The following is a 24,679-nucleotide window of genomic DNA, read 5'->3' on the forward strand; positions in this document are numbered from 1 at the left end:
AGCGTGTAAACGCACATTCATAATCAACCAAAAACAAAAATCATCAATTTTATGGAAAACCTACCATCTATCGCCATCGCCCTTGTTGTGGGTATTGTGGCACTCATTGTTATTTACTTCCTCATCATCGCGATGTTCTACAAAAAGGTACATCAAGGTCAAGCCTTGGTTCGTACAGGTTTTGGCGGAACAAAAGTAGCTACAGATAAAGGGCTCTACGTGGTTCCGGTCTTTCACCGTGTAGAAGTAATGGATATTTCTGTAAAGAAAATCCAGATTGAGCGTCTTGCATCAGAGGGTCTTATTTGTAAAGACAATATGCGTGCAGATATCAAGGTAGCCTTCTTTGTACGTGTAAATAATGAAGTTGAGTACATTAAGAAAGTAGCTCAAACCATAGGTGTGCAACGTGCATCACGTCAAGAAACGCTAGAAGAGCTTTTTGAAGCAAAATTTTCTGAAGCGCTTAAAACCGTGGGTAAAAAGTTTGACTTTATACAGCTTTATGAGGCTCGTCGTGAGTTTCGCGATGAGATTGTAGACATTATAGGTACAGATCTTAATGGGTATACTCTTGAAGATTGTGCGATAGATTACCTAGAGCAAACTGCAGTTACACATCTTAAGGCAGATAACATACTTGATGCAGAAGGTATTAAGAAAATCACAGATCTTACAGCTGCACAAAACATCAAGGCAAACCTTATTAAACGTGATGAGGAGAAAGTAATACGCAAGCAAGATGTAGAGGCTCGCGAGGCGATACTAGAACTAGATAAGCAACTCGCCGAAAAAGAAGAACAGCAAAAACGTGAGATCTCAAACATAAAATCTCGTGAAGAGGCAGAGATTCTTAAAGTTGCCGAAGAAGAGCGTCTCAAGTCTGAAACAGCTCGCATTGCTACCGAAGAAAAAGTAAAAGTAGCCGAAGAAAATATGCAACGCCAGATCATCGTAGCTGAGAAAAACAAGCAACGTACAGACAAGGTGGAGACAGAGCGTGTGGAGAAAGACCGTATGCTAGAACTTACCGAGAGAGAGCGCGTAGTAACACTGGCTCAAATCGAAAAAGAGAAAGTTGTTGAAGTTGAGAAAAAGAACATTCAAGATGTGATACGCGACCGCGTGATGCTAGAGAAAGGTGTGGTAGAGGAGCAAGAAAATATGAAAGATATTGAGGCTTTTAAAACTGCAGACCGTTCTAAGCAAGTAGCAATCACAAATGCAGAGGCAGCAGCTCAAGAAGATCTTATTAAGACCATAAAAGCAGCCGAAGCATCAAAAGAAGCAGCAAAACAAAAAGCCGAAGAAATTAATATCGAAGCACTAGCGCATAAAGAAGCAAGTGAGAAAGAGGCAGATGCACGTAAAATTCTTGCCGAAGCACAAGCTAAGGAAGAAGCAACCGTGGGTATGTCTGAGGCACAAGTAATGCACGCTAAGGCAGATGCAAACGAGCGTCAAGGTATTGTTGAGGCAACCGTTATCGAGAAAAAGGCACTTGCAGAAGCTGCCGGAATTGAAGCAAAAGCTGAGGCAAAACGTAAGGATGGTCTTGCAGAGGCAGATGTAATTAAAGAGAAAGCCCTTGCAGATGCCGCAGGTATCGAAGAGAAAGCAAATGCTATGAAGAAACTTGACGGTGTAGGTAAAGAACACGAAGAGTTTAAACTACGTCTTGATAAAGAACTTCAAGTAGATCTTGCAGAGATTAATATCCAGAAAGATATTGCAGATGCGCAAGCACAGGTTATAGGCGATGCTCTTAAAGCTGCAAATATTGATATTGTAGGTGGTGAGACTATGTTCTTTGACCAGATTATAGGGCAAATTACAAAGGCCAAAGGTTATGACAGACTCGTACACCACTCAGAAACGGTGACAGAGGTAAAAGATGCCATTTTAGGTAGTGATGATGTAAAAGGAAACTTGCTTGAAAAAGTAAAAGAATTTGCAGATAAGTACGGCATCTCTTCTGAGGATCTTAAAAATGTGACCATTGCTAACTTACTGATGGATTTAAAATCTAAATCTTCAGACAGCGATGAGCAAACCTTATTCAGTAACCTATTTAACCTTGCAAAGGGATTAGGATTATCTGATAAGAAACTGAAATAAAACTCAGTAAACAACGGCAGCTTGCACCCAGTGAGATGGCAAGCTGCTGGTTGTTTTTATGCTTTCGCGAAAGCGTAATTACTACTACATCTCACAACTTTCATCACAAGAATCAATCAACAAACCAACGATTAGTTTCCAATATTTATGGCAAACGAAACTCCAGATATACAACCTAAAGCAACGCAAACTCTTGACGGCGGCACCTATGAGATTATACAAGGTAGACTGCAAAAACAAAAAACCGACTTACAAAAGCGGTTACAAGAACTTAACGAGGAGCGTAAAAATGTTTTTGGTTCACTAGAAACAAAGCTCATTGCAAATGACCGTATCAATACAGAAAATAACTGTATTGCTCGTGATATTGTATCGCTTAAAAACTTGTGTTTATTTGGCTACAATGTGCATTTTGGATTACGCACAGACATACACTTAGGAGATGTTTTTAGTGCCTACGAGTTTAAAGACAATCGTTTTGAACCTCGTAATCTTTCACTTTTACAAGACGACACTTTTCTACTAGACTTTGCAAATCTGTACAAGTATTACCGTAATACCATTTTTTCAAAGTTTGCGATTATAGGTAACTACCTGTATATGGTTTTTCAGCTTAGTGATAGTGTTACAGATATTAAAACATTTAAGTGGCTCATAAAAGAAGATACGTTACAGTATGTAGATAACCGTAGTGAGCACGAGTATCGCTTCCCACAGCAACACGATTTTAAGTGGCAAGAGGCTACGCGTGATATGCACCGTTATGGTGAGCACGCTCACGTGTCTATTTTAGACAAGGTGTTTGTAGAGACTATAGGTGGTGATCTTACCATAAAAATAGAAGATAATACAGACCAAGGTAAAGGAATACTAGATGAGCCGGTAGAGCTTATAGACCAGACACTAGATGATGGTCAGTATCGCTATGCAGATCTGGGTAACCTACTTGCGCTGGAGATTAAACCCTTTCAAGAAGAACCTCGCTATTTTGTATTTAACAACAAACTAAAGGAAGTTCAAAAAATACAGAGTGTTAAAGACACCTGTGTCTTACTTCCAGATGATCAAGGTATCATTTTCCCAACAGGCTACTATCTTCAAACAGGAGAATACAACATTTTCGATAATGCCATCCCAAACGTAAAATTTCAGCAGAAGGTGAGTTCGCCTAACGGGGAGGACTTTTTATATGTCTTTTACTCGCCAGAAGAGGCGCTGTACAACTTGATGTCATATAATGTGATTACTCAAGAGATAAAAACTCCTATTATCTGTAATGGTTTTACCGTATTGCAAGATGGGCAGCTATGCTATTTTAGAACCGAAAATGAGCAAACCAAGCATCACGTAATACAGATCTGGCAAACCCCATTTTTAAAGGGTGACTATATGCCTTCTCAGCACGAAGACACCCTGCTTTATAAAATAGGAAATAAGGATATTGTAAAAGCAATGGCAGAGGTTAATAGCCTCATCACACTGCTCAACAAAGAAGATAATTACGACGGACTGTATAGCGATATTGCTAAGTTCTCAAAAGATATACTTGATGCTTATTACTGGCTTCCAGAAGCCGAAACCAAGCAACTCAACGTACCACTTGCAGAAATAAATGGTGCTGCAAATGCTGCTATAGATGAGTTTCAAAAAGTAGTACAGCTCAAGCGTAACGCTGCCAAACAAACTAAAGAAGTTGAGACCAAAGCCTCTGAGGTTTTTGGCAAAATAAAAAGCACCTCTTTTAAGTCTATTAATGATTTTGTGGCGCTGCTCACGCAGTTGCGATCATTACGTGGAGAGACCATCTCGCTTAATGACATACGCTATGTAGATCCCACTTTTGTGAAAACGCTAGAGGAAGAAATTGCTGTGCAAACACAAAAAATTTCTGAGAAGTGTGTACAGTTCTTACTAGATGACAAAGCGTTAAAACCGTATCACGATGCCGTAGCCGAAAAGAAACAGGCGATGGATGGCATCAAGAAAGTAATTGAAGCCAAAAAACTCGAAGAAGAAGTTAACCAGATTGCAACAGATCTTGAATTACTTATCGACATCGTTTCAAATCTTGATATAGAAGACACCTCCCACTCTACTAAGATAATTGATGATATCTCGCTCATTTTTGCAACTATCAATCAGTTAAAGGCTGGGATTAAGAATAAGAAAAAATCACTAGGAAGTGCAGAGGCACAAGCCGACTTTGCTGCGCAATTGAAGCTTATTGATCAAAGTATCATAAACTACCTAGATATTGCCACCACGCCAGAAAAGTGTGATGAGTTCCAGACTAAAATCTCTATCCAGCTAGAAGAGCTAGAAGGAAAGTTTGCAGACTGGGATGAGTTTATCACACTTATTATTGAAAAACGTGAGGAAGTATACGGAGCTTTTGAAGCACGTAAAAATGCACTGATAGAAAAGCGCAACAAAAAGGCAATGGCATTAAAAAATGCCTCAGAACGTATCTTGAAAGGTGTACGTAAAAAAGCCGAAAGCTTTAAAACAGCCTCTGAAATAAACGGATATTTTGCCGCAGACCTTATGATTAATAAGGTACGCGATATCATACAGCAACTTAAGGAGCAAGAAGATACCGGTAAGGCAGAAGAGATTGAGACTGGACTTAAAACAGCTCGTGAAGATGCGCTGCGCAAGCTCAAGGACAAACTAGATCTCTATGAAGATGGAGATACGGTGATACGACTTGGCAAGCACAAATTTGGTGTAAACAAGCAACCGCTTGACCTCACTATTGTGCTTAAAGATGGCGCACTTAACTATCACCTCACAGGTACCGATTTTTACCAAGAACTCTCAAATGAAACACTTCTCGCCTCTCGTCACATCTGGGATCAAGAATTTGTATCAGAAACTAGCGAGGTGTACCGCAGTGCCTACCTAGCTTATAAATTATTTAATAAACTAGACAAACCTACGCTACTAGAAGCTGGTGATGACACGCTACTTGGGATAGTGCAAGAAGAAAGCCGCAATGATTATGCAGAGGGCTATGTAAAAGGGGTACACGATGTAGACGCGACTAAAATTTTAAAGGTACTCGTACACAAACACAACGAGCTAGGACTACTCACCTACGCCCCAGAAATTAGAGCATACGCTCAGTATTTCTGGAACAGCATTGACCCAAGTACTCAAAAAACGCTCAACCAGTCTATAAAGGCTTCGGGAGAGGTGTTGCAGTTTTTTCCAGATGCAAAGGAGTACCAATTTATCGTTGAGACTTTAAGTGAGGAGATACACGCTTTCGCGAAAGCGGAATCCCTTTTCTCACCAGAGTTAAGTCAGACCATTGCGACCTATATCTTTGATGAGCTTCAAGGTGACACAGAGTTTGTGCGTAGTAGTGTTGCGGTGCGTTTAAAAGACGCTTTCGCGAAAGCATTAAAACAACAACAGGCAGACCTTAAGTTTAAAAAGAGTTATGAGTCGCTCCCTAGCTTAAAAGGGAAAGTGCAGCTCGTAAAACAGTGGGTGACGGCATTTGTACGCACCCAAGAAAGTCTTACCGATGTGCGCTACGTAGATGAAGTGGTGTGTTTACTACTATTTGAAGATGAGTCGGTTTTAAAAACAAAAGCCGCTTCTCCAAATGAGAAAATCACTGGCTTAAGCGGTGATCACAACACGATAACCGAAGGTGTTTTTAACTTTAACTACCACGACTTTACGGCAAGGCTCAACTTATTTGTAACAGAGCAAGTACCTGCATTTGAAACATTTAAAAAAGCAAAACACACGGTTACTGAAGAGTTAAAAGAAGCTTTAAAACTGGACGAATTTAAACCAAGAGTCCTTACATCCTTTGTGCGTAACAAGCTGATTGACCAAGTGTATTTCCCATTGTTTGGTGATAACCTCGCAAAGCAATTAGGAACCGTGGGGGATAATAAACGTACTGACCGTATGGGTATGTTGCTGCTCATCTCTCCACCAGGATACGGAAAAACCACCCTGATGGAATATATCGCAAACCGTCTAGGTCTTGTTTTTGTAAAAATTAACGGCCCAGCGATAGGTCACGAAGTTACGTCTGTAGATCCAGAAAGTGCTACAAATAGCGCTGCACGTGAAGAGCTCAAAAAACTCAACGTCGCTTTTGAGATGGGTAACAATGTGATGCTATACCTAGACGATATACAGCACTGTAATCCTGAGTTTTTACAAAAATTCATCTCCTTATCTGACGGTACACGTAAGATAGAAGGTGTGTACAACGGGAAGTCAAAAACCTATGACCTACGTAGCAAGAAATTCTGTGTGATAATGGCGGGTAACCCGTATACAGAGAGTGGAGAGAAATTCCGTATACCAGATATGCTTGCAAACAGGGCAGATATTTATAACCTGGGAGACATCATAGGAGATACGGAACACCTGTTTAAATTGAGTCTTATTGAGAATTCGCTCACTGCAAATCCGCTACTGCAGCAGTTAAGTAGTAGTCATTTTGAAGATGTGTACACCTTAATAGACCGCATAGAAAATGGGACGCAGGATAGTCAGCTAAAAGGAAATCACACCGCTCAAGAAGTGGCAGATTACACAAAGGTACTAGAGAAGGTAATCACCATTCGCAACACAGTACTCAAGGTAAATGCAGAATACATACGCAGTGCCGCGCAAGAAGATGCTTATCGTACAGAGCCGTCTTTTAAACTTCAAGGGTCATACCGTGATATGAACAAACTAGTAGCCAAAGTAGTTCCCATTATGAACGACACTGAGCTCGCGACCTTGCTCCTATCGCATTATGAAAGCGAGTCACAAACACTCACTTCAAGCGCAGAAGCAAACCTCTTAAAGTACCGCGAACTCATAAATGCGCTAGATGAAACGCAGCAACAGCGCTGGAACACGATGAAAGAAACCTTTGTAAAGAATAATAAACTCAAAGGTTTTGGTGACAAGAACGAGATGGCACAAGTACTCTCTCAAATGATGGAGTTTACCGAGAATCTAGAAGGGATTAAGAAAGCGCTTGAGAAGGGGTTGGAGCGGTAAAAGGCTATCAATACTCAATACATATACTCAATACATATACTCACTACATAACTCATACATACTATTGACTCATTTATAGTATGTATGAGTTTTATTTGGCGCTACTTTTAAATAAAAAATAAAATGAAAGCACTTCATTTACTTTGGTTATTAGCTTGTCTAAGTTCTGTTTCTTGTAATTCTTCTCTAAAGACTTTTAGCGGCAATGCTCAAGGGACTTTGAACAAACACAATAAAATCGTAATCACTAGAAATGACAGCCTAAACAAACTTAAAGCAGCACTTACTAGAGGCGAAATTTCAAGTGCTGAGTTTATTTCACTGGGTCAAAATATCATTAAAAACAAAATACTCGTAAGGGCAAAGAATAATGGAAATTTTAGAATAAGAGCATCTAGAAAGGATACTTTCGTGTTTAGTTCTTATCGATTTATAAGTCAAAAAATAGCTATAGCTGATTTTGAAAAAAATAAAGGTATTCACATAAGATTAGAACCTCAACCGTGCAAAGAGTATGTACCGTGCGAGGAGAAGCCTAAATTACATATTGCCATATTAGAAAAGATTAAGGTTGAAGGAGAAGAATACACATACTATTGCAATAGAACTAGCATCCCGTTTGACAGAAAATTTAAAGGCACCTATAAAGTAATAGAAAACGTTTACGGTGACTTTAAAACAGATACTATATCTTTTAGCATTTACGATCACTACGGAAGACCTCCTGTTGAGCAATATGATAAAGTTATTTTCTATGTGTATGATAATTGCGGCGTTCTCAATAGTAGAAAATACACTTACACCGTTCCTGTAAGATCAAATAATGGTGAATGGGTTGTTCCATTTCGATATCAATCAAAAGAGTTTTTACAATTAAAAAAAGAAGGATTTTTAGATTTACTACCGAAACCTATGACTTTTGAAAAAAAGATTAATTTCATCGTCAACGAAAATATATCTAATGACTCAATAAAAAAATTATATCCTTCACCTTATTTTATAACAAAAGGTAGACAAGTCGAGGTAAAATATGGATATACGCTTGAAGAATTATTAGAAATAAAAAGAAGAACGATTTTTGATAACACCGATTTATTAGATTTAAACTAATCTAGGTTTCAATTGTTAGAAGTAAACTAATCCGTCGTAAAACATCTCCCCTAACCCCTCTTCGAAGAGGGGAAAACACTCACGATACTTTTTATTTTGCTTTGCAAAATTAAAAAGTATCAAACCACAACAGTGTCCCTCTTTGAAGAGGGAGTCAGGGAGATGTCCGCAAGGAGGAGAAAAGTCGCAAGAAGGGAGATGTCCACAAAGAATCACAAACAAAAAACGACAGCTCTCGCTGTCGTTTTAAATATATAAATTTTCGATTTTACAAATCTTCTGGAGATGTTACAACAGTAATTCCCGTCACACAATGCTCAATCATATCTCTTGGGAAATTTTTGATTTCTCCATTTCTTGTTTTTATAAAGTCGAGGTCTTGACTAAAATAGCAAGTTCCATCAATTTGCAGAAAATCAAAAACAAAATTTTTAAATTCCTGATCAATAGAGGGTCTATGTAGCGAAAGTTGACTGAAATTATCTTTTGTAAAAGTTCCACTTTCAAATAAGTCTCTGTCAGCTATGAGTTCTATTTCAGATGAAGTTTCTCTAATACTACCATATTTCGAAAAACCATTCTTGATATCATCAACAGCAATTTTTGCTGGCTCTCCATCTTTAAACTTCCCAATAAAAACAGTATAACTCATTGATTTAAGCTTTCACCTCATCCACATAAGTAGAGCCTACTCCTGGCTCGTCTTGTGGAAGTTCATCTTTTGACGCTAGGTAACGCTCTGCGTCTAGTGCAGCCATACACCCTGTTCCGGCAGCGGTAATTGCTTGACGGTACACGTGATCTGCTGCATCTCCAGATACAAATACGCCTGGTACGTTTGTTTTAGAAGTTCCTGGTGTGTTGATGATATATCCAGTCTCATCTAAATCTAAGTAGTCCTTAAAGATATCTGTATTAGGCTTGTGCCCTATCGCTACAAAAAATCCTGTTGCTGGGATATCGTGCTCCTCACCGGTTACATTATTCTTTACTCTTGCTCCAGTCACACCTACATCGTCACCTAGCACCTCAACAGTTTCTGTGTTGAAAAGGATTTCGATGTTTTCTGTTTTCTGTACACGAGCAGCCATAATTTTTGATGCTCTAAACTCGTCACGACGTACGAGCATTGTTACTTTCTTACATAATTTAGAAAGGTAGTGTGCCTCCTCACAAGCGCTATCTCCAGCACCTACAATTATGGTTTCTTGCCCACGGTAAAAGAATCCGTCGCAAACGGCACAGGCAGATACACCTCCACCCATTTTTAAATACTTTTGCTCAGAAGGTAATCCTAAATATTTTGCACTCGCTCCTGTAGATATAATCACAGACTCTGCGTGTATTTCCTTTTCTCCGTTGATCCACGCTTTGTGCACATCTCCAGAAAAATCTACTTTAGTCACCCATCCGTCACGTACATCTGTATCAAAACGCTGTGCTTGTTTCATTAATTGCACCATCATTTCTGGTCCAGTCACACCATCTACATAACCAGGGAAGTTCTCCACCTCGTTAGTCGTGGTAAGCTGTCCTCCTGGCTGCTGCCCTTGGTAAAGAACTGGTGCCATATTTGCACGTGCTGCATAAATTGCTGCGGTATATCCCGCTGGTCCTGAACCTATGATAAGGCATTTTACTTTTTCTACTGACATACTGTATTATTTTTAAGCTTTCGCGAAAGCATAATAAACACTTTTACAATCGCACAATTCTTATTTATATCTTCCTTACAAAAGTAGGTTTTACAAGCCAAACCTTACAATCAAGTTATCAAGAAAACGAATGGCTTTATCACCAAAAGTGATATAACTCATCACGAGCTTACTCTTGCATAGATTAAAGATAAGATTCTAAGCTCTTACACGTGTTTTCAAATTGTTAATACATCATAGAGTGTGATGATAATTCTGTAATTTGCCGTTAAAATCTGATACTATGAAAAGTCGTTTTACTTATATCTTATTATTACTTGTTGCAAGTGTGGCTTGCGCGCAAGAAACTAGAGAAAATGATGTCACACTAACCTCAAACCTAGATTATACCTATGAGGTAATTGTTCCAGAACTTACTAACCCTTGGGGACTAGCTGTATTGCCAGATGAGTCTATGCTTATCACTGAAAAAAGCGGAGAACTCATACACTTTAAGGATGGTGAAAAAACAATGATTACTGGTGCTCCAGAGGTGGTGACGCGTAATCAAGGTGGTTTACTTGACATACGTTTGCATCCAGATTATGCGAGTAATGGCTGGATATACATCACGTACTCATCACCAGAAGGCGAAGAAGATGGAGCGATGACAGCACTTATGAGAGCAAAATTAAAAGACGGCGCGCTTACCGAAAAGAAGGTATTATATAAAGGAAGTCCAAATACGAGAAAGGGACATCACTTTGGCAGCCGCGTGCGTTTTGACAAAGATGGTTATGTGTACTTTTCTATAGGAGATCGTGGTGCGAGAGATGAGAATCCGCAGGATATTACTCGTGATGGAGGTAAAATTTATAGACTTAATGCAGATGGTAGCATCCCTGCAGATAATCCCTTTGTAGGTAAAGACGGAGCAAAAGAAGCCATATTCTCTTATGGACATCGTAATCCGCAAGGAATGACTGTGCATCCTGAGACAGGTAAGATATGGATACACGAGCACGGACCTCGTGGTGGGGATGAGATTAATATCCCTGAGGCTGGTAAAAACTTTGGGTGGCCAGTAATCTCATACGGTATTAATTACAGCGGAACTACGTTTACAGAAATTACAGAAAAAGAGGGAATGGAGCAGCCAGTGTATTACTGGGTTCCTTCTATCGCTCCTTCTGGGATGGCTTTTGCAAACGGTACTGGTGATGCAAAACTTGATGGTAACTTATTAATAGGTTCGCTTAAATTTGAATACCTAGAACTTGCCATTTTAGAAAATGACAAGGTAGTTGCTCGTGAAAAGTTACTAGAAGATGTAGGTCGTGTGCGCAATGTGATTAATCACAATGGCACTATCTATGTAGGTGTAGAAGGAAAAGGAATCCTTAAACTAGTTAAGAAATAATGAAGCTACTTATAAGTTTATGTACGGCAGGAGTTAGTGTGTTTTTATTTTTCGCGAAAGCGGAAAAAGAAGTTTACACCTCTCAAGACCCACTTGCAGAATCTATAGAACGTGGTGCAGAGGTATACCAAGACTTTTGTATACAGTGTCACCTAGGTAAGGGTGAAGGTGTGGCAGGAACTTTCCCGCCGCTTGCTGGATCAGACTGGCTTACAGAAGATCGCTATAAAGAAGCCATAAAAGCTGTAAAATATGGCCAGCAAGGTCCTATTACCGTAAATGGTGTCGCATATAATGGCGTGATGGCAAACCTTGAGCTTTATGAAGATGAAGTGGCAGATGTAATGAACTACATTATGAACAGCTGGGGCAATAAACAGACAGAAATGGTTACCGAAGAAGAGGTGAAAGCGGTGACAGAATAATATCAACACGCAGAAAGCTTAGGGAGTAAATTAAGATTTTTTAGTAAAGAATTGGCTTTTAAAACGACAAAAAAGTGCTAACTTTTTATGTAAAAGAAAATACTATGAAAAAAATCATTACATCCCTATTTCTTATGATTGCTTTTTGCTGTGCAATTACAGCTCAAAATTACTCATCGGGAAGCATTACAGTACTTAACAACAACCCGCTAGAGGGTAACGTAGCTATAGATTACCTTACTCAAACAGTACTTTACAAAAAGAATTATAAAACCACAGTTTACACTTTTGACCAAGTAACGAGCGTTTCTCTCAACAATAGAAACCTTGATAAAATAGAAGTAGACAACATCGTTTATTTTGCCACACCATTACAAGACGGAAAAGCTTCTCTATATCAAGTAAGCCCCTCAGAATATCTTATTGCAACCTCTACAGGAAACTCAAAGGTTATAAACTTAAATAACGACAGAGCAAATATAGCTGGCACTCTTGCCGTACTGTTTTCTGATTGTAATTCCATAAGAAGACCGCTTAATGCTATAGATCAATTTAATGAGTCTGCACTTATACGTAATGTGCAAGCCTATAATGCTTGTGATTATGAGATTTATGCTCCCACGCCTAATGAAGTAGATGCTGCTGCTGCTTATAATACCGATGCTGCTAGCTTTTATATTGGTGCAGGTACAAGCGTTAATAATTTGAAGTTTTTTGATAGTGACGATTCTGAGTCTATCGTTACAGGGCAGGTACAACTTGGTGTAATTGCTACCCCAGGCTTTTTAGGAGCTTTACAAGGAAACCTTTACTTCTCTCTTGAAGGAAATGCTGCCTTATCTGGTGATAATAGTTTTGAGAACTTGCCTAATGATTTAAATTTTAAAATGAGTTCTTTTAGACTGTTGTTTGGTCTAGAATATCAATTTAATAAAGAAGGAAAATTTAAGCCTTTTATCGCAGCTGCGGTAGGTCCTACTGGTGATTATTATGAAGGAACTCTAGATGGTAATGATTTTGACATAAGTGGTGGTAATCCCATTTTTGTTCCGCGTGTAGGCGTGAGATATGAATTAAGCAATGGGCACCATCTAGGTGCTAGCCTAAGTTATATAACCGGTTATGATAATGACTTAACATTTCCTACAGAAGAAGAAGTTATTCCTCTTAAGATTGATGTAACAACACTCACACTAGGGGTAAACTATTACTTTTAAGACCACTATCACTCACAATATTAAAACCGAGATGTATAATCTCGGTTTTTTCATTTCTAATCCATTTTAATAACCCATTTTAAATTGTATTTTTACCTCCTAATCGTCCTCAAATTTTATGGGTAAAATAATTGCTATTGCAAACCAAAAAGGTGGTGTAGGCAAGACCACGACTTCTGTAAATCTCGCAGCCTCTCTAGGCGTGCTCGAGAAGAAAGTACTTCTCATAGATGCAGACCCACAGGCTAATGCAACCTCTGGCTTAGGTATAGATGTAGAGAGTGTAGAAGTAGGAACATACCAGCTACTAGAACATACTAACAAGGCAGAAGATGCTATTGTAAAAACCTCTTCTCCTAATCTTGATCTAATACCTGCACACATAGACCTTGTAGCTATAGAAATAGAGCTTGTAGATAAAGAGGCGCGTGAGTATATGTTAAAGAAAGCGATTTCTCACCTAAAGGATGTATATGATTACATCTTGATAGACTGTGCGCCATCACTAGGCTTGCTTACTCTTAATGCACTTACCTCTGCAGACTCTGTAATTATCCCTATACAGTGCGAGTACTTTGCACTAGAAGGGTTAGGTAAGTTGCTTAACACGATAAAAAGCGTTCAAAAAATACACAATAAGGATCTTGACATAGAAGGATTACTTCTTACAATGTTTGACTCACGACTACGATTATCTAATCAGGTAGTAGAAGAAGTTCAAAAACATTTTAGCGAGATGGTCTTTGAGACAATCATACAGCGTAATGTGCGTTTAAGTGAAGCACCTAGTTATGGAGAGAGTATTATAAATTATGATGCTGCAAGTAAAGGCGCTACTAACTACTTGAGTCTTGCTCAAGAACTTATTACAAAAAACAATAGCTAACAAATGGCTAAAGCAACAAAAAAACAAGCACTAGGGCGTGGTCTCTCGGCTCTGCTCAAAGACCCTGCAAATGATATAAACAGTGCAGAAGATAAAAATGCAGACAAGGTTGTAGGTAACATCGTAGAGTTAGATCTAGAAGATATAGATGTAAACCCGTTCCAACCGCGTACTAGCTTTAATGAAGAAACTCTTAGAGAGCTCGCCTCATCTATAAAAGAGCTAGGCGTGATACAACCTATCACGGTACGTAAGATAAGCTTTGGTAAATATCAACTTGTATCTGGAGAGCGTCGTTATAGAGCTTCTAAGCTTATAGGTAACAAAACAGTACCTGCATACATACGTATTGCAAATGATAATGAGAGCCTCACGATGGCCCTTGTTGAAAATATACAGCGTCAAGATCTTGACCCTATAGAAATTGCCCTTTCATACCAGCGCTTAATAGACGAGATAAACCTCACGCAAGAACAAATGAGTGATCGCGTGGGTAAAAATCGCTCTACCATCACAAACTATTTGAGACTACTTAAACTAGACCCAATAGTACAAACAGGTATGCGAGATGGTTTCTTATCTATGGGGCACGGTCGTGCACTCATAAATGTAGAAAACACAGGTGACCAGCTAGATATATATGAGAAGATTTTACAAGAAAAGCTCTCTGTGAGACAAACAGAAGCCCTTGTGAAAAACTATCACGCTACGGCAAATATTGAGACACCAGCAAAGGAAGAAACACCTAAGTTCATAAAGAAAGGCACAAAAGACTTTGCCGAATATTTTGGTGCAAAGGTTGACATCAAAGTTTCAAAGAATGGGCGTGGTAAGATTACCATTCCGTTTTCTTCAGAAGAAGATTTTAGTCGATTACAGAAACTCATTAAGGGTGCAAAATAACAAACTCCTCTTACTGGTAGTACTCTTGTTTTTTTACGCTTTCGCGAAAGCGCAAGAAGACCCAGCATCTACACTTCTAGATCAAGAAACAGTTACTGCCGTGAGCGATAATGATCCTTATGAACCGTTACGACCTGCAAAGGCTGCCTTTTATGGCGCAGTTTTACCGGGTCTAGGGCAACTCTACAATAAAGATTACTGGAAGTTACCACTTGTATATGGCGCACTGGGGTCAAGCATCTATGCCGTATCATATAACTCTACACAATCTGAGCGTTTTAGAACCGCCTTTAAAGAACGACTCGCGGGACGTATAGATGAGTTTACTAACGTAGATGAAGATGGTGTAGCCACCGAAAGATTTTCTGATGACGCCTTACTTAATGGCCAAGAGCAGTTTAGAAAACGTCGTGACCTGTTTATTTTAGTATCGGCAGGAGTGTATATACTTCAGATAGTTGAGGCAAATGTAGATGCGCATCTATCGCAATTTGACGTAGATGATGAGCTTACCTTTGGACCAGCAATTTACAATGATGATATGGGCCAAACTATGAACTACGGTCTAACCATAAATTATAAGTTTTAATATGAAAATAGCACTTCTTGGCTATGGTAAGATGGGGCAAACTATAGAAAAAATTGCCGAATCTAGAGGTCACGAGATTGTAGCTCGCGTGAGCTCACCAGAAAATTTCACCCTTGCAAATGCAGATATTGCTATAGACTTTAGCATTCCAGATAGCGCGGTAAACCAGATCACAAAATGTTTTGAAGCGGGTATTCCTATTGTGTCTGGCACCACAGGCTGGCTAGATAGTTATGAAGATATGGTGGCACTTTGTAAAGAAAAAAATGGTGGCTTTATCTATGCATCAAACTTTAGTGTAGGTGTGAATCTGTTTTTTGAGTTTAATAAGAAATTAGCTCAAATTATGGCTCCTCATAACGACTATAAAGTAGATATGACCGAGATACACCATACACAAAAACTAGATGCTCCTAGTGGTACGGCCATCACCCTAGCAGAAGGAATTATAGAGACTACTCCATATACAGACTGGTCACTTGCCGAAGGACAATCTATAAAAGATAACCACATACCCATCACTGCCGAAAGAGAGGGCACTGTACCTGGCACACATATTATAAATTACAAAAGCGACATAGACACCATAACCTTAAGTCACGAGGCGCACTCAAGACAAGGCTTTGCGCAAGGTGCCGTAGTTGCAGCCGAGTGGTTACTAGGCAAACAAGGAAATTTCTCAATGCGTGATGTTTTAGGTCTATAACCGTAACATAATAGACAAACTTAAGACCTATCACAAACTAAAAGTATACAGATGACACTTACACAATGGTTTATATTTTTTCTTATCGTTCAAGCAGTACACTTTGCCGGAACGTGGAAACTTTACGTACGCGCTGGTAGAAAAGCCTGGGAAGCAGGAGTACCTATTTACAATGCCGTAGTACTTATGGGTATCATAAATAGACCTAAGTGGTGGACTATCTTACTCTTTGTACCTATTGTAAATCTTATTATGATACCAGTAGTGTGGGTTGAGACAGCAAGATCTTTTGGGTTTAACAGTTTTAAAGATACAGCGCTCACAGTACTTACAGGAGGACTTTACCTTTACTATATAAACTATGCAACAGATGCACCGCATATAAAAGGGAGAGATATTAATCCAAAATCATCTAGTGGTGAGTGGACGAGTTCTTTACTATTTGCCATCGTTGCCGCGACCATTGTGCATACGTATTTTATGCAGCCTTTTGTTATTCCTTCTTCTTCACTAGAAAAGACACTACTTGTAGGTGACTGGCTGTTTGTAAGTAAGTTTCACTACGGTGCTAGAACACCTATAACCACAGTAGCAACACCTATGCTACACGACACTATTTATGGTACAAAGACTAAGAGTTACTTAACAAAACCGCAACTGCCTTACTTTAGATTACCAGGTTTTCAAGACATAGAGCGCAATGACATTGTTGTTTTTAGCTGGCCTGTAGACACTCTTGTAGATATTACACCTGGTAATATGCGCGGCAGTGTGAGAAAACCTATAGACAAGAAGTCTAACTATGTAAAACGTGCTGTAGGTGTCCCTGGAGATTCTCTTGAAGTACGAGATGGTTATGTATATATTAATGGTGAGAAGAATGATTTACCAGATCGTGCACGCATACAATTTAGTTACACAATTGTCTCTAAGGAACTTCTTGTAAAAAGAGCTCAAGATGCAAACGGAAACTATGTATTTCCTTCAGATCTTATGAACGGTCGCTATGAGATTTCTGACATCTACCTCTCTGGCGTTCAAGGTGACAATGGACCTTATGTACACACTGCTCAAGCAAGTGAAGCTTCTATAGAAAAGCTCAAAAACAACTCAAACATTATAAGTATAGAGCGCACACATTATGATGCGATAGAAAATAACAAAGCGATTTTTGGTGCAAAACCAGGACGCGCATCTAGTGTAGATAACTTTGGCCCTATATACATTCCTGAAGAAGGAAAGACAGTGGCAATTAACCCAGAAAGCCTTCCATATTACAAACGAATTATAGAAGTGTACGAAGGCTATGAAATGGGTAGAGAGCGCGACATCACGGTTAATGGCAATGAGATATTAATGAATGGTGAGCCGCTTACAGAGTACACCTTTGAGCAAGATTATTACTGGCTTATGGGTGATAATCGTCATAACTCTCAAGACGCTAGAGCGTGGGGTTACGTGCCTTTTAATCACGTAGTGGGTAAACCAGTTTTTGTATGGTTTAGTAAAGATGCAAATGTACCTGGTCTTGCCGGCATACGCTGGGATCGTGTATTTACCACAGTAGGTGGTGAAGGACCACTAGTGAGCTATAGATACTGGTTTTTAGGAGCGTTACTGCTTTATATAGGTTGGTCATTTTTTAGAAAGAAAAAACAACCCAAAGCATAACCCATTATAATGAAAGCTGCTCTTATCACACACGGCTACTGCGCCCCTATCATTCAATATGCTGTAATTGCTCAAACTGAGCAGCTGCATATAGAGGCTAATGGAAATTTCCAGAAGCAGTCATACCGCACCCGTATGAAGATTGCCACATCTACAGGTACGCTCACACTCATTATACCTATCCTCCACCGCAAGGATAAAACAGAGAGACAGCGGTATTATGATGTAAAGATTGAGAATAAATTTCACTGGCAGCGTGATCACTGGAGGTCTTTAAAAATAGCCTACCAGACCTCTCCGTACTTTGAGTATTATGAAGATGAGTTTGAGCCACTTTATCATACCGAGTATGAGACACTCATAGATTTTAATAAAGCGTGTCACGCGATTATTATGGAGTGTTTACAGCTGGATATAACGCCTATACCAACGGTAGAATATTTCAAAAATCCAGAGCAGATAGATTGCAGACAGCTTGTAAATGCAAAAAAGGAGCCTCAATATCCTCTAACAGAATATCATCAGCTTTTTAATGAAAATCACGGGTATTTAGAAAACCTCACCATTTTAGATTTACTTTTTAATCTTGGTCCTAGTGCACAAGATTACCTCGAGAAGATTGATCTTACTGCCTTAAGCGCTTAAAGGTTGCCATAGAAGGTTTGTGATCAGAAAGATCTATATCTCCATACGTTTCAAAATCTAAGACTTCTAGTTGCTCATCTGCAAGTATAAAGTCTATGCGTAATGGTATGATGTCAAACCAAAAGGTTGCTCCTGTACCTGATCCCGCTTTCGCGAAAGCGTCAACCTTATCACCACGCACTTTTCGATACATATATGAAGTTGCGCTATTATTAAAATCTCCTGCTACGATAACCTTATGCGGAGATGCTGCCTCACTTTGTAAAAACTTTTTAACCTGATCTTCTTGTTTTTCAAAAGCAACTCCTAGTCTACCAAGTAGCTTTTTTGAATTTTCCTTTTGTAGGTTGTTTAGACTAGGCGACAATCGAAAGGATTGAAAATGCATATTATACACTCTAATCGTATCCTCAGCCACCTTGATATCTGCATAAATGCCGTTGTTCCCTTTTTTTCCAAAATCAAGCGAACCGCTATGAACGATAGGAAACTTTGAAAAAATCACTTGTCCAAATTTGCTATTTACAGGACGCATTACTTTATGCTTAAATGGATACTTCTTTGCATCTAGCTCAAAGTCGGGGTGATACTCTTGCAGGCAAACAATATCTGGATTTTGATCTTCTATAAATGCAATGGCACGTTTGCCAACGTTTGCCTCTTCTACCCATCCATAAACATTAAACTGGTGTACGTTATAAGTTAAAAGTGTGAGTGTGTCAACTTGTTTTGTATCACTACCACCACCAAAGCGTATGAGCGAGAATATATGTGTTATCCCTAATGCTAAGATTACGGCAGACAAAAGTAATTGTCTTTTGGCTTTAAATAACCAGAATAAGAAAAATAAAAAATTAATAATAAGCAGCACCGGAAGCAATAGGCTCAGGACTGACAGTGCCGGAAAAATATGTGGCGGAATGTAAGGTAATAAGTAACTAAAAAGTAATAGCACCGCGCAGATACTATTTATGAGAAAAATAAACTTCTCAAGAAGATTTAGGTTTTTCATTAGTTACTCCTTACCAGCTTTAAAAAGGAAATCTTTTTCGGCTTTTGAGAGGCTGTCATAGCCGCTCTTACTTATTTTATCAAGTATGGCATCTATGCGCTGTTGTTGCTCACTCTTAGTTGCTGTGGCTGTTTTCTTTACAGAGCTAGCACTGCTCTTTTTATTTTTATGCACGGTGCGTAGTGGGCTTTTCTTTTGTCTTTTTGGTTTTTTAGTAAACCAGCCACTCACATTATCTATAAGTCTTTCAAACCAGAGGCCTATATCATTACCTGCTAGTAATTGTTTTGCATAATAAAACCCAAAGGCCGCACCACCCAAGTGTGATATGAGACCTCCAGCGTTACCAGCATCTAGTAATAAAATATCCTTGACTACTATAAATGCAGCAATCCACCATAGTTTTACATTAAACGTAAATATTCGCACCTCTGCATCTGGCGTGTATGTACCTATAAACACCACAATAGCATTTACTGCGGCAGATGCTCCCAAAAGTACACCAGTACCTCTAAAGACGGGTAAAACATTATATAGTAATGCAAATAACACACCCCCTGCAATAGCTCCTAAAAGATAAATCGAAAGAAACTTCTTTTCTGAAAACAGATTTAAAACAAATCTTGAAAACACGTAAAGGAATACCATATTCCAAAAGAGGTGTCCAAAACCAGAGTGCAAAAAAGCATAAGTCACAACGCTCCACGGTTGTTGTAAAAAGCGTATCACATCTGATGGTAACACAAAATACTGGCTAAAAGTGCCAGAGCCCAAGCCCACTAGCCACGGGATAATATTAAACAGTACATAAACAAGCACATTTACAACAATGAGCTTTATTGCAATATTTGCCGTTTTGTATTTATATGCTAGAGATGTGTTTGCCATATGTGTACTTTAATACTTTCCTAAGCCTTGTTTTTTCCAGTAGAACATCATTATAAAACCAAATAACGCACCACCTAAGTGCGCCCAGTTTGCAATGTTTGCCCCAAATATTGAGAACCCTGTAACACCAGAAAATAAATCTATTCCTACTAAGATAGGTATAAAGTACTTTGCTTTAATAGGTACAGGTATAAATAGTAGCCCTAGTGACGCGTTAGGAAATAACATACCAAACGCTACAAGCACACCCATTATTGCTCCAGAAGCTCCTACTGCTGGAACAGAAAATGATTCATAAAGCGATTGTGCAGTCTCTCTAGGTATTCTCTCACTAAAAGAGCCACTAGTAAGAATATCAGTAATATCTTGGGCATTAAACCCTAAAGCCATTATAGCCTCACTCGCATTATTGAAGTGGTAGTAATTAACCAATGTATGTATCAAAGCTGCTCCAAGACCTGCTGAGAAGTAAAAGAATATAAAGCGTTTTTGCCCTAAAGCATTCTCTATAGGACTACCAAACATCCATAAAGCATACATATTAAATGCTATATGCATAGGGCTTGACAAGTCGTGCATAAACATATGCGTAAGTGGTTGCCATACCTGCCAGCTAGGGTTTTCGACAAACCACAATGCAAATAATTGCATTGCTGGATCTGGCTTTATAATAAACAATGACCCTAAGTAAAAGATCACATTTACTATTAATAATATCTTAACCGTTTCTGTGATTCTTCCCATAGGTTATTTAAATTTTCTATCAAGATCATCACCTGTGATGGTGATAAATGTTTTCTTGTTAGTAGGCGATATACTAGGTTCTTTACAAGCAAAGAGACTATTTACTAAGTGTTCTCTAGAAAGGCTGTCTAGCGTCTCCCCTCCTTTTACCGCGAGGCTTTTTGCCATACTCTTTGCAAGTGTGTCTGTCTGGCTAAAACCGCTGTCTGGCACCTCGTTTTCTAAATCACTAAGTAATTGATCTATGACAACTGGCACTTGACTTTCTGTTATAGAAGTAGGGATACCGTTTATTTCTAAAATATCTCCGCTTATGAGACCAAAGATAAAACCGGTATTCTCCAGTCCTTCTTTAAGCTCTTCTATTAAAGCAAGCTCTGTTGTAGAATACGTAAGCGTTAACGGAAATAACAATTGCTGACTCACAGATTCCTTTACCGTTATATTACGTAAAAACTCTTCATACAACACGCGCTGGTGCGCCTTATGTTGATCTATGATCACCATACCACTCTTAATGGTACTTACGATGTATTTTTTATTGAGTTGATACGTAGAAGATTCGTCTTGACTGCCTGCTGTCGAAGCTATAGGTGCAGCTGCTTTTGTATTAAGACCGCTCTCAAACATATTACCCGTACTCACATCCTTCTCAAAAGTGACGGTACTACCTGCAGTTGCTTGCGACTCCATTCCCTCATACATCTTCTCCCAGCCAGTTACGTCTGGCTTCTCATAGTCTGGGCGCTGTGCTCCTCTTTTTGGCGCAGGAACGCTCTCAAAAGGATTAAATGTGCGATCTACCTCAATCTTAGGAGTTACCACTCCTTTATTTTTGTAATCATAAGGCGTATCGAGCTCGCTATCTCTATTAAAATCAAGCACAGGTGCAATACTAAACTGGCCTAAGCTATGCTTTATGGTACTACGTAACATCGCATATAAAGCGTGCTCATCGTCAAATTTTATTTCGGTCTTTGTAGGGTGTATGTTAATATCAATCGTAGCTGGGTCTACTTTGAGGTATAAAAAGTAACTTGCTCTCGCTCTATCTGGAAGTAGTCCATCAAAGGCTGCCGTTACCGCGTGATTTAAGTAAGCACTTTTTATAAATCGATCATTTACAAAGAAAAACTGCTCACCACGCGTCTTTTTTGAAAACTCAGGTTTTACTACAAACCCATTTATGGTAAGTATATCTGTCTCCTCTTGCACGGGAACTAACTTCTCATTAGTCTTCCCACCAAAAATGCCAACAATACGTTGTTTTAAATTCCCTTTTGGTAATTGAAAAAGCTCCCCCTCGTTATGATACATTGCAAATGCAATATCAGGGTGTGCTAGTGCCACACGCTGAAACTCATCTATCACGTGACGCAACTCAACACTATTTGATTTTAAAAAATTACGACGTGCTGGTATGTTAAAAAAGAGATTCTTTACCGCAAGTGAGGTGCCCTTAGGCGTGGCACATACCTCTTGGGTAATAATCTTACTACCTTCTATCTCTATATGCGTACCCACCTCTGCTCCTTCTGGGCGCGTCTTAAGTGCCACGTGAGCGACAGCCGCTATAGAGGCAAGCGCCTCTCCTCTAAAACCTTTTGTATTAAGATTAAATAAATCATCTGCCGTAGTGATCTTTGAGGTAGCGTGACGTTCAAAACTCATACGAGCATCTGTATCACTCATACCCTTACCATCATCTATAATCTGGATAAGTGTCTTACCTGCATCTTTTACGATAAGCTTTATAGAAGATGCTCCTGCGTCTATGGCATTTTCAAGTAATTCTTTAACCACAGATGCTGGGCGTTGCACAACTTCTCCCGCAGCGATCTGGTTTGCTACGTGATCGGGTAAGAGTTTTATAATGTCTGCCATTAGGACCTACTACTTTATAGAGGGTTGGTAAAGATGGATAAATCAAAATCTATTATCCAGAGAAAGAGAAAAATCAAAATGAGTACAATAAAAAATATAGTGCGGTTATAACCTCCCTTTCGGTTTTCTTGAAGTTCATCCCAAGCGGTTGTAAACTTCTTCTTTAAACCTTTGTTATAAGTTAAGGTCTTACGATGCTCATCAAAGCGGCCTTCCATCTTAAAAGGACTCCCTTCTTTATCGCTATTGTAATAGCGAGGCTCGTAGCTATACTTCTTATTTGTGCGTTTTACAAATCCCATAATATTGTTATTTCAAATATACGATTTCGTATCCAAAAAGCATACCGAATTTATACTCGCTATGCGTTAAAGAGATTTGTTTTTGGGGTAAGTACGCTTTCGCGAAAGCGTAAAACTTCTACGTATTAAAACTTTGCGTCTTTACGTAATTGTGCCATTTTTATAGCTGCAATAGCGGCTTCTGTACCTTTATTACCGTGCTCCCCACCACTACGAGCTCTAGATTGCTCAATATTATTATCTGTAAGTACACAGAAAATAACAGGAATATCTTGCTGAATGTTAAGGTCTTTAATGCCTTGAGTAACGCCCTCACATACAAAGTCAAAATGCTTAGTTTCACCTTGTATCACAGTACCTATAACGATTATAGCATCTAGCATATCATACGCCTGTGTCATTTTTTTTGCTCCATAGATAAGCTCAAAAGCGCCTGGCACGTTCCAGCGTACAATGTTATCGTTTATAGCGCCACAATCTTTAAGCGCATCAAATGCTCCTTGAAAAAGTCCTTCTGTAATCTCATCATTCCACTCAGAAACAACAATCCCAAACTTGAAATCTTTCGAGTTTGGGATGGTTGTTTTATCATAGACAGAGAGGTTGTTACCTACTGTTGCCATAATATTATGTTTTAAAAGTTATACACTAAAGTTACAATTAACTTTAAGAATACCTTCTTTTATTAATTTCCTGCTTGTGCTCTACCTAGGTATAAATCTACCTGGTTTGCATACTCAGAAGCTGCATACTCTTCTTTTACCTTTGTAAGGTACTTTACAGCAGCATCCATCTTACCTAAGTCTATTGCAGTAACTCCTGCTTTAAATAAGAAACGTGGAGTTGTAAAATCGTTTGCATTAAGTCCTGCTGCCTTCTCGTAGTATCCTAGAGCCTCTTCTGGTTGACCTAGTTGCATAAATGCATCACCTATCGCTCCTTTTGCAAGTGGCGCAAGCATCTGATCGTCTGATGAGAAGTCTTGAAGATGAGAGATTGCTTTCTGGTAGTCTTTTACCTCAAGGTATGACATCCCTGCATAGTAGTTTGCTAGGTTTCCTGCTGCAGTACCACCGTAGTTATCTGCCACATCTAGAAGACCGTACTTACCATTCTTTCCTTCTAGAGCCACCATATATAGTGAATCTTTCACAGAAGTGTTAGTCGCCTCTAATGCAGTAGTAAAGCTATCTTGAGCTAGTACAAGCTCATTTGCCGCTTCTGCCTCTGCAGGTTCTGCCACAAATTTATTGTAAGCTAGATATAATAAAGCGATTACAAGAACACCTACTATAATACCTATTACTGGCTTTTGATTTTTTTCAAACCACTCCTCTGCTTTATTTGCCCCTTCGTCTAGTGATCCAAAAACCTCTGCAGTTGTACTCTCGCTATCGTCTATAAACTCTTCAACTTCTTCCTTTACGGGCTTTGTTTTCGGTTTATATCCTCTTTTATTATATGTTGCCATATTTCGTCGTTTATTAGTCGGGCAAAAAT

General features: G+C 39.0%; 21 protein-coding genes. 12 read left to right on the forward strand and 9 right to left on the reverse strand.

Annotated elements, in window-relative coordinates:
* Nucleotides 1-51: 51 nt before the first annotated feature.
* The 3 genes from Q0948_RS02960 (at nucleotide 52) to Q0948_RS02970 (ending at nucleotide 8,253) form a co-directional block, all read left to right on the forward strand.
* Nucleotides 52-2,118 carry an SPFH domain-containing protein gene (locus tag Q0948_RS02960; RefSeq protein ID WP_021778391.1) on the forward strand — a complete coding sequence of 689 codons (2,067 nt, stop codon included), beginning with the start codon at nucleotides 52-54 and terminating at the stop codon, nucleotides 2,116-2,118.
* Nucleotides 2,119-2,265: 147 nt separating this feature from the next.
* On the forward strand, nucleotides 2,266-7,143 hold the full coding sequence (locus Q0948_RS02965) for a DNA repair ATPase (RefSeq protein WP_298347840.1): 4,878 nt from the start codon (nucleotides 2,266-2,268) through the stop codon (nucleotides 7,141-7,143).
* 123 nt (nucleotides 7,144-7,266) lie between these two features.
* Nucleotides 7,267-8,253, forward strand: a complete 987-nt coding sequence (locus Q0948_RS02970; protein ID WP_298347839.1) for a hypothetical protein — start codon at nucleotides 7,267-7,269, stop codon at nucleotides 8,251-8,253.
* Nucleotides 8,254-8,521: 268 nt separating this feature from the next.
* On the opposite strand, the gene Q0948_RS02975 is transcribed toward Q0948_RS02970, so the two are convergent.
* Nucleotides 8,522-8,905: a hypothetical protein gene (locus tag Q0948_RS02975; RefSeq protein WP_298347838.1), complete on the reverse strand. Its 384-nt coding sequence runs from the start codon at nucleotides 8,903-8,905 to the stop codon at nucleotides 8,522-8,524.
* 4 nt (nucleotides 8,906-8,909) lie between these two features.
* Complete coding sequence (gene trxB, locus Q0948_RS02980) at nucleotides 8,910-9,908, reverse strand: thioredoxin-disulfide reductase (protein WP_035325262.1); 999 nt, start codon at nucleotides 9,906-9,908, stop codon at nucleotides 8,910-8,912.
* A 283-nt stretch (nucleotides 9,909-10,191) separates the two neighbouring features.
* On the opposite strand from trxB, the gene Q0948_RS02985 reads away from it, so the two are divergent.
* The 9 genes from Q0948_RS02985 to Q0948_RS03025 all read left to right on the forward strand — a co-directional run bounded on the left by Q0948_RS02985 (nucleotide 10,192) and on the right by Q0948_RS03025 (nucleotide 18,349).
* Nucleotides 10,192-11,307, forward strand: a complete 1,116-nt coding sequence (locus Q0948_RS02985; RefSeq protein ID WP_298347837.1) for a PQQ-dependent sugar dehydrogenase — start codon at nucleotides 10,192-10,194, stop codon at nucleotides 11,305-11,307.
* A complete protein-coding gene (locus Q0948_RS02990) occupies nucleotides 11,307-11,732 on the forward strand; it encodes a cytochrome c (protein WP_298347836.1) in 426 nt (141 codons plus the stop codon). Before Q0948_RS02985 ends, Q0948_RS02990 begins: the two co-directional genes overlap by 1 nt.
* A 104-nt stretch (nucleotides 11,733-11,836) precedes the next feature.
* Entirely contained in the window at nucleotides 11,837-12,949 is a 1,113-nt protein-coding gene (locus Q0948_RS02995; RefSeq protein WP_298347835.1) for an outer membrane beta-barrel protein, read from the forward strand.
* A 118-nt stretch (nucleotides 12,950-13,067) separates the two neighbouring features.
* The gene (locus Q0948_RS03000) at nucleotides 13,068-13,835 is read left to right on the forward strand and encodes an AAA family ATPase (protein WP_021778385.1); all 768 of its coding nucleotides are present in this window, start codon (nucleotides 13,068-13,070) and stop codon (nucleotides 13,833-13,835) included.
* 3 nt (nucleotides 13,836-13,838) lie between these two features.
* Complete coding sequence (locus Q0948_RS03005; RefSeq protein WP_021778384.1) at nucleotides 13,839-14,738, forward strand: ParB/RepB/Spo0J family partition protein; 900 nt, start codon at nucleotides 13,839-13,841, stop codon at nucleotides 14,736-14,738.
* Nucleotides 14,728-15,327: a DUF5683 domain-containing protein gene (locus tag Q0948_RS03010; RefSeq protein WP_298347834.1), complete on the forward strand. Its 600-nt coding sequence runs from the start codon at nucleotides 14,728-14,730 to the stop codon at nucleotides 15,325-15,327. The genes Q0948_RS03005 and Q0948_RS03010 overlap by 11 nt, the downstream gene beginning before the upstream one ends.
* Nucleotide 15,328: 1 nt before the next feature.
* Nucleotides 15,329-16,033, forward strand: a complete 705-nt coding sequence (gene dapB / locus Q0948_RS03015; protein WP_298347833.1) for a 4-hydroxy-tetrahydrodipicolinate reductase — start codon at nucleotides 15,329-15,331, stop codon at nucleotides 16,031-16,033.
* A gap of 51 nt (nucleotides 16,034-16,084) precedes the next feature.
* Entirely contained in the window at nucleotides 16,085-17,704 is a 1,620-nt protein-coding gene (gene lepB, locus Q0948_RS03020) for a signal peptidase I (protein WP_035325268.1), read from the forward strand.
* Nucleotides 17,705-17,713: 9 nt separating this feature from the next.
* Entirely contained in the window at nucleotides 17,714-18,349 is a 636-nt protein-coding gene (locus tag Q0948_RS03025; RefSeq protein ID WP_298347832.1) for a WbqC family protein, read from the forward strand.
* Here Q0948_RS03025 and Q0948_RS03030 read toward each other — a convergent pair.
* The 7 genes from Q0948_RS03030 to Q0948_RS03060 all read right to left on the reverse strand — a co-directional run bounded on the left by Q0948_RS03030 (nucleotide 18,330) and on the right by Q0948_RS03060 (nucleotide 24,650).
* Complete coding sequence (locus tag Q0948_RS03030) at nucleotides 18,330-19,361, reverse strand: endonuclease/exonuclease/phosphatase family protein (RefSeq protein ID WP_298347831.1); 1,032 nt, start codon at nucleotides 19,359-19,361, stop codon at nucleotides 18,330-18,332. The genes Q0948_RS03025 and Q0948_RS03030 overlap by 20 nt on opposite strands.
* A gap of 3 nt (nucleotides 19,362-19,364) precedes the next feature.
* Nucleotides 19,365-20,249, reverse strand: a complete 885-nt coding sequence (locus Q0948_RS03035; protein ID WP_298347830.1) for a rhomboid family intramembrane serine protease — start codon at nucleotides 20,247-20,249, stop codon at nucleotides 19,365-19,367.
* A gap of 9 nt (nucleotides 20,250-20,258) precedes the next feature.
* Nucleotides 20,259-20,993 carry a rhomboid family intramembrane serine protease gene (locus Q0948_RS03040; protein WP_298347829.1) on the reverse strand — a complete coding sequence of 245 codons (735 nt, stop codon included), beginning with the start codon at nucleotides 20,991-20,993 and terminating at the stop codon, nucleotides 20,259-20,261.
* A 3-nt stretch (nucleotides 20,994-20,996) separates the two neighbouring features.
* Nucleotides 20,997-22,877 (reverse strand): DNA mismatch repair endonuclease MutL, encoded by a 1,881-nt coding sequence (gene mutL / locus Q0948_RS03045; RefSeq protein ID WP_298347828.1) that lies wholly within the window; start codon nucleotides 22,875-22,877, stop codon nucleotides 20,997-20,999.
* Between the two features lie 14 nt (nucleotides 22,878-22,891).
* Nucleotides 22,892-23,179, reverse strand: a complete 288-nt coding sequence (locus Q0948_RS03050; RefSeq protein WP_298347827.1) for a riboflavin synthase subunit beta — start codon at nucleotides 23,177-23,179, stop codon at nucleotides 22,892-22,894.
* Nucleotides 23,180-23,304: 125 nt separating this feature from the next.
* A complete protein-coding gene (ribH, locus tag Q0948_RS03055) occupies nucleotides 23,305-23,802 on the reverse strand; it encodes a 6,7-dimethyl-8-ribityllumazine synthase (RefSeq protein ID WP_298347826.1) in 498 nt (165 codons plus the stop codon).
* A 62-nt stretch (nucleotides 23,803-23,864) separates the two neighbouring features.
* Entirely contained in the window at nucleotides 23,865-24,650 is a 786-nt protein-coding gene (locus tag Q0948_RS03060; RefSeq protein ID WP_298347825.1) for a tetratricopeptide repeat protein, read from the reverse strand.
* Nucleotides 24,651-24,679: the final 29 nt, after the last annotated feature.

This window comes from uncultured Dokdonia sp., from assembly GCF_947496725.1.
In the GTDB taxonomy this organism is placed as follows: domain Bacteria; phylum Bacteroidota; class Bacteroidia; order Flavobacteriales; family Flavobacteriaceae; genus Dokdonia.

Coding starts and splice junctions, on each gene's coding strand:
- Q0948_RS03030 (WP_298347831.1), bottom strand. CDS start 19,361: ATGAAAAACCTAAATCTTCTTGAGAAGTTTATTTTTCTCATAAATAGT.
- Q0948_RS03005 (WP_021778384.1), top strand. CDS start 13,839: ATGGCTAAAGCAACAAAAAAACAAGCACTAGGGCGTGGTCTCTCGGCT.
- trxB (WP_035325262.1), bottom strand. CDS start 9,908: ATGTCAGTAGAAAAAGTAAAATGCCTTATCATAGGTTCAGGACCAGCG.
- Q0948_RS02995 (WP_298347835.1), top strand. CDS start 11,837: ATGAAAAAAATCATTACATCCCTATTTCTTATGATTGCTTTTTGCTGT.
- mutL (WP_298347828.1), bottom strand. CDS start 22,877: ATGGCAGACATTATAAAACTCTTACCCGATCACGTAGCAAACCAGATC.
- lepB (WP_035325268.1), top strand. CDS start 16,085: ATGACACTTACACAATGGTTTATATTTTTTCTTATCGTTCAAGCAGTA.
- Q0948_RS02965 (WP_298347840.1), top strand. CDS start 2,266: ATGGCAAACGAAACTCCAGATATACAACCTAAAGCAACGCAAACTCTT.
- dapB (WP_298347833.1), top strand. CDS start 15,329: ATGAAAATAGCACTTCTTGGCTATGGTAAGATGGGGCAAACTATAGAA.
- Q0948_RS02990 (WP_298347836.1), top strand. CDS start 11,307: ATGAAGCTACTTATAAGTTTATGTACGGCAGGAGTTAGTGTGTTTTTA.
- Q0948_RS03040 (WP_298347829.1), bottom strand. CDS start 20,993: ATGGGAAGAATCACAGAAACGGTTAAGATATTATTAATAGTAAATGTG.
- Q0948_RS02985 (WP_298347837.1), top strand. CDS start 10,192: ATGAAAAGTCGTTTTACTTATATCTTATTATTACTTGTTGCAAGTGTG.
- Q0948_RS02975 (WP_298347838.1), bottom strand. CDS start 8,905: ATGAGTTATACTGTTTTTATTGGGAAGTTTAAAGATGGAGAGCCAGCA.
- ribH (WP_298347826.1), bottom strand. CDS start 23,802: ATGGCAACAGTAGGTAACAACCTCTCTGTCTATGATAAAACAACCATC.
- Q0948_RS03025 (WP_298347832.1), top strand. CDS start 17,714: ATGAAAGCTGCTCTTATCACACACGGCTACTGCGCCCCTATCATTCAA.
- Q0948_RS03035 (WP_298347830.1), bottom strand. CDS start 20,249: ATGGCAAACACATCTCTAGCATATAAATACAAAACGGCAAATATTGCA.
- Q0948_RS03050 (WP_298347827.1), bottom strand. CDS start 23,179: ATGGGATTTGTAAAACGCACAAATAAGAAGTATAGCTACGAGCCTCGC.
- Q0948_RS03060 (WP_298347825.1), bottom strand. CDS start 24,650: ATGGCAACATATAATAAAAGAGGATATAAACCGAAAACAAAGCCCGTA.
- Q0948_RS03000 (WP_021778385.1), top strand. CDS start 13,068: ATGGGTAAAATAATTGCTATTGCAAACCAAAAAGGTGGTGTAGGCAAG.
- Q0948_RS02970 (WP_298347839.1), top strand. CDS start 7,267: ATGAAAGCACTTCATTTACTTTGGTTATTAGCTTGTCTAAGTTCTGTT.
- Q0948_RS02960 (WP_021778391.1), top strand. CDS start 52: ATGGAAAACCTACCATCTATCGCCATCGCCCTTGTTGTGGGTATTGTG.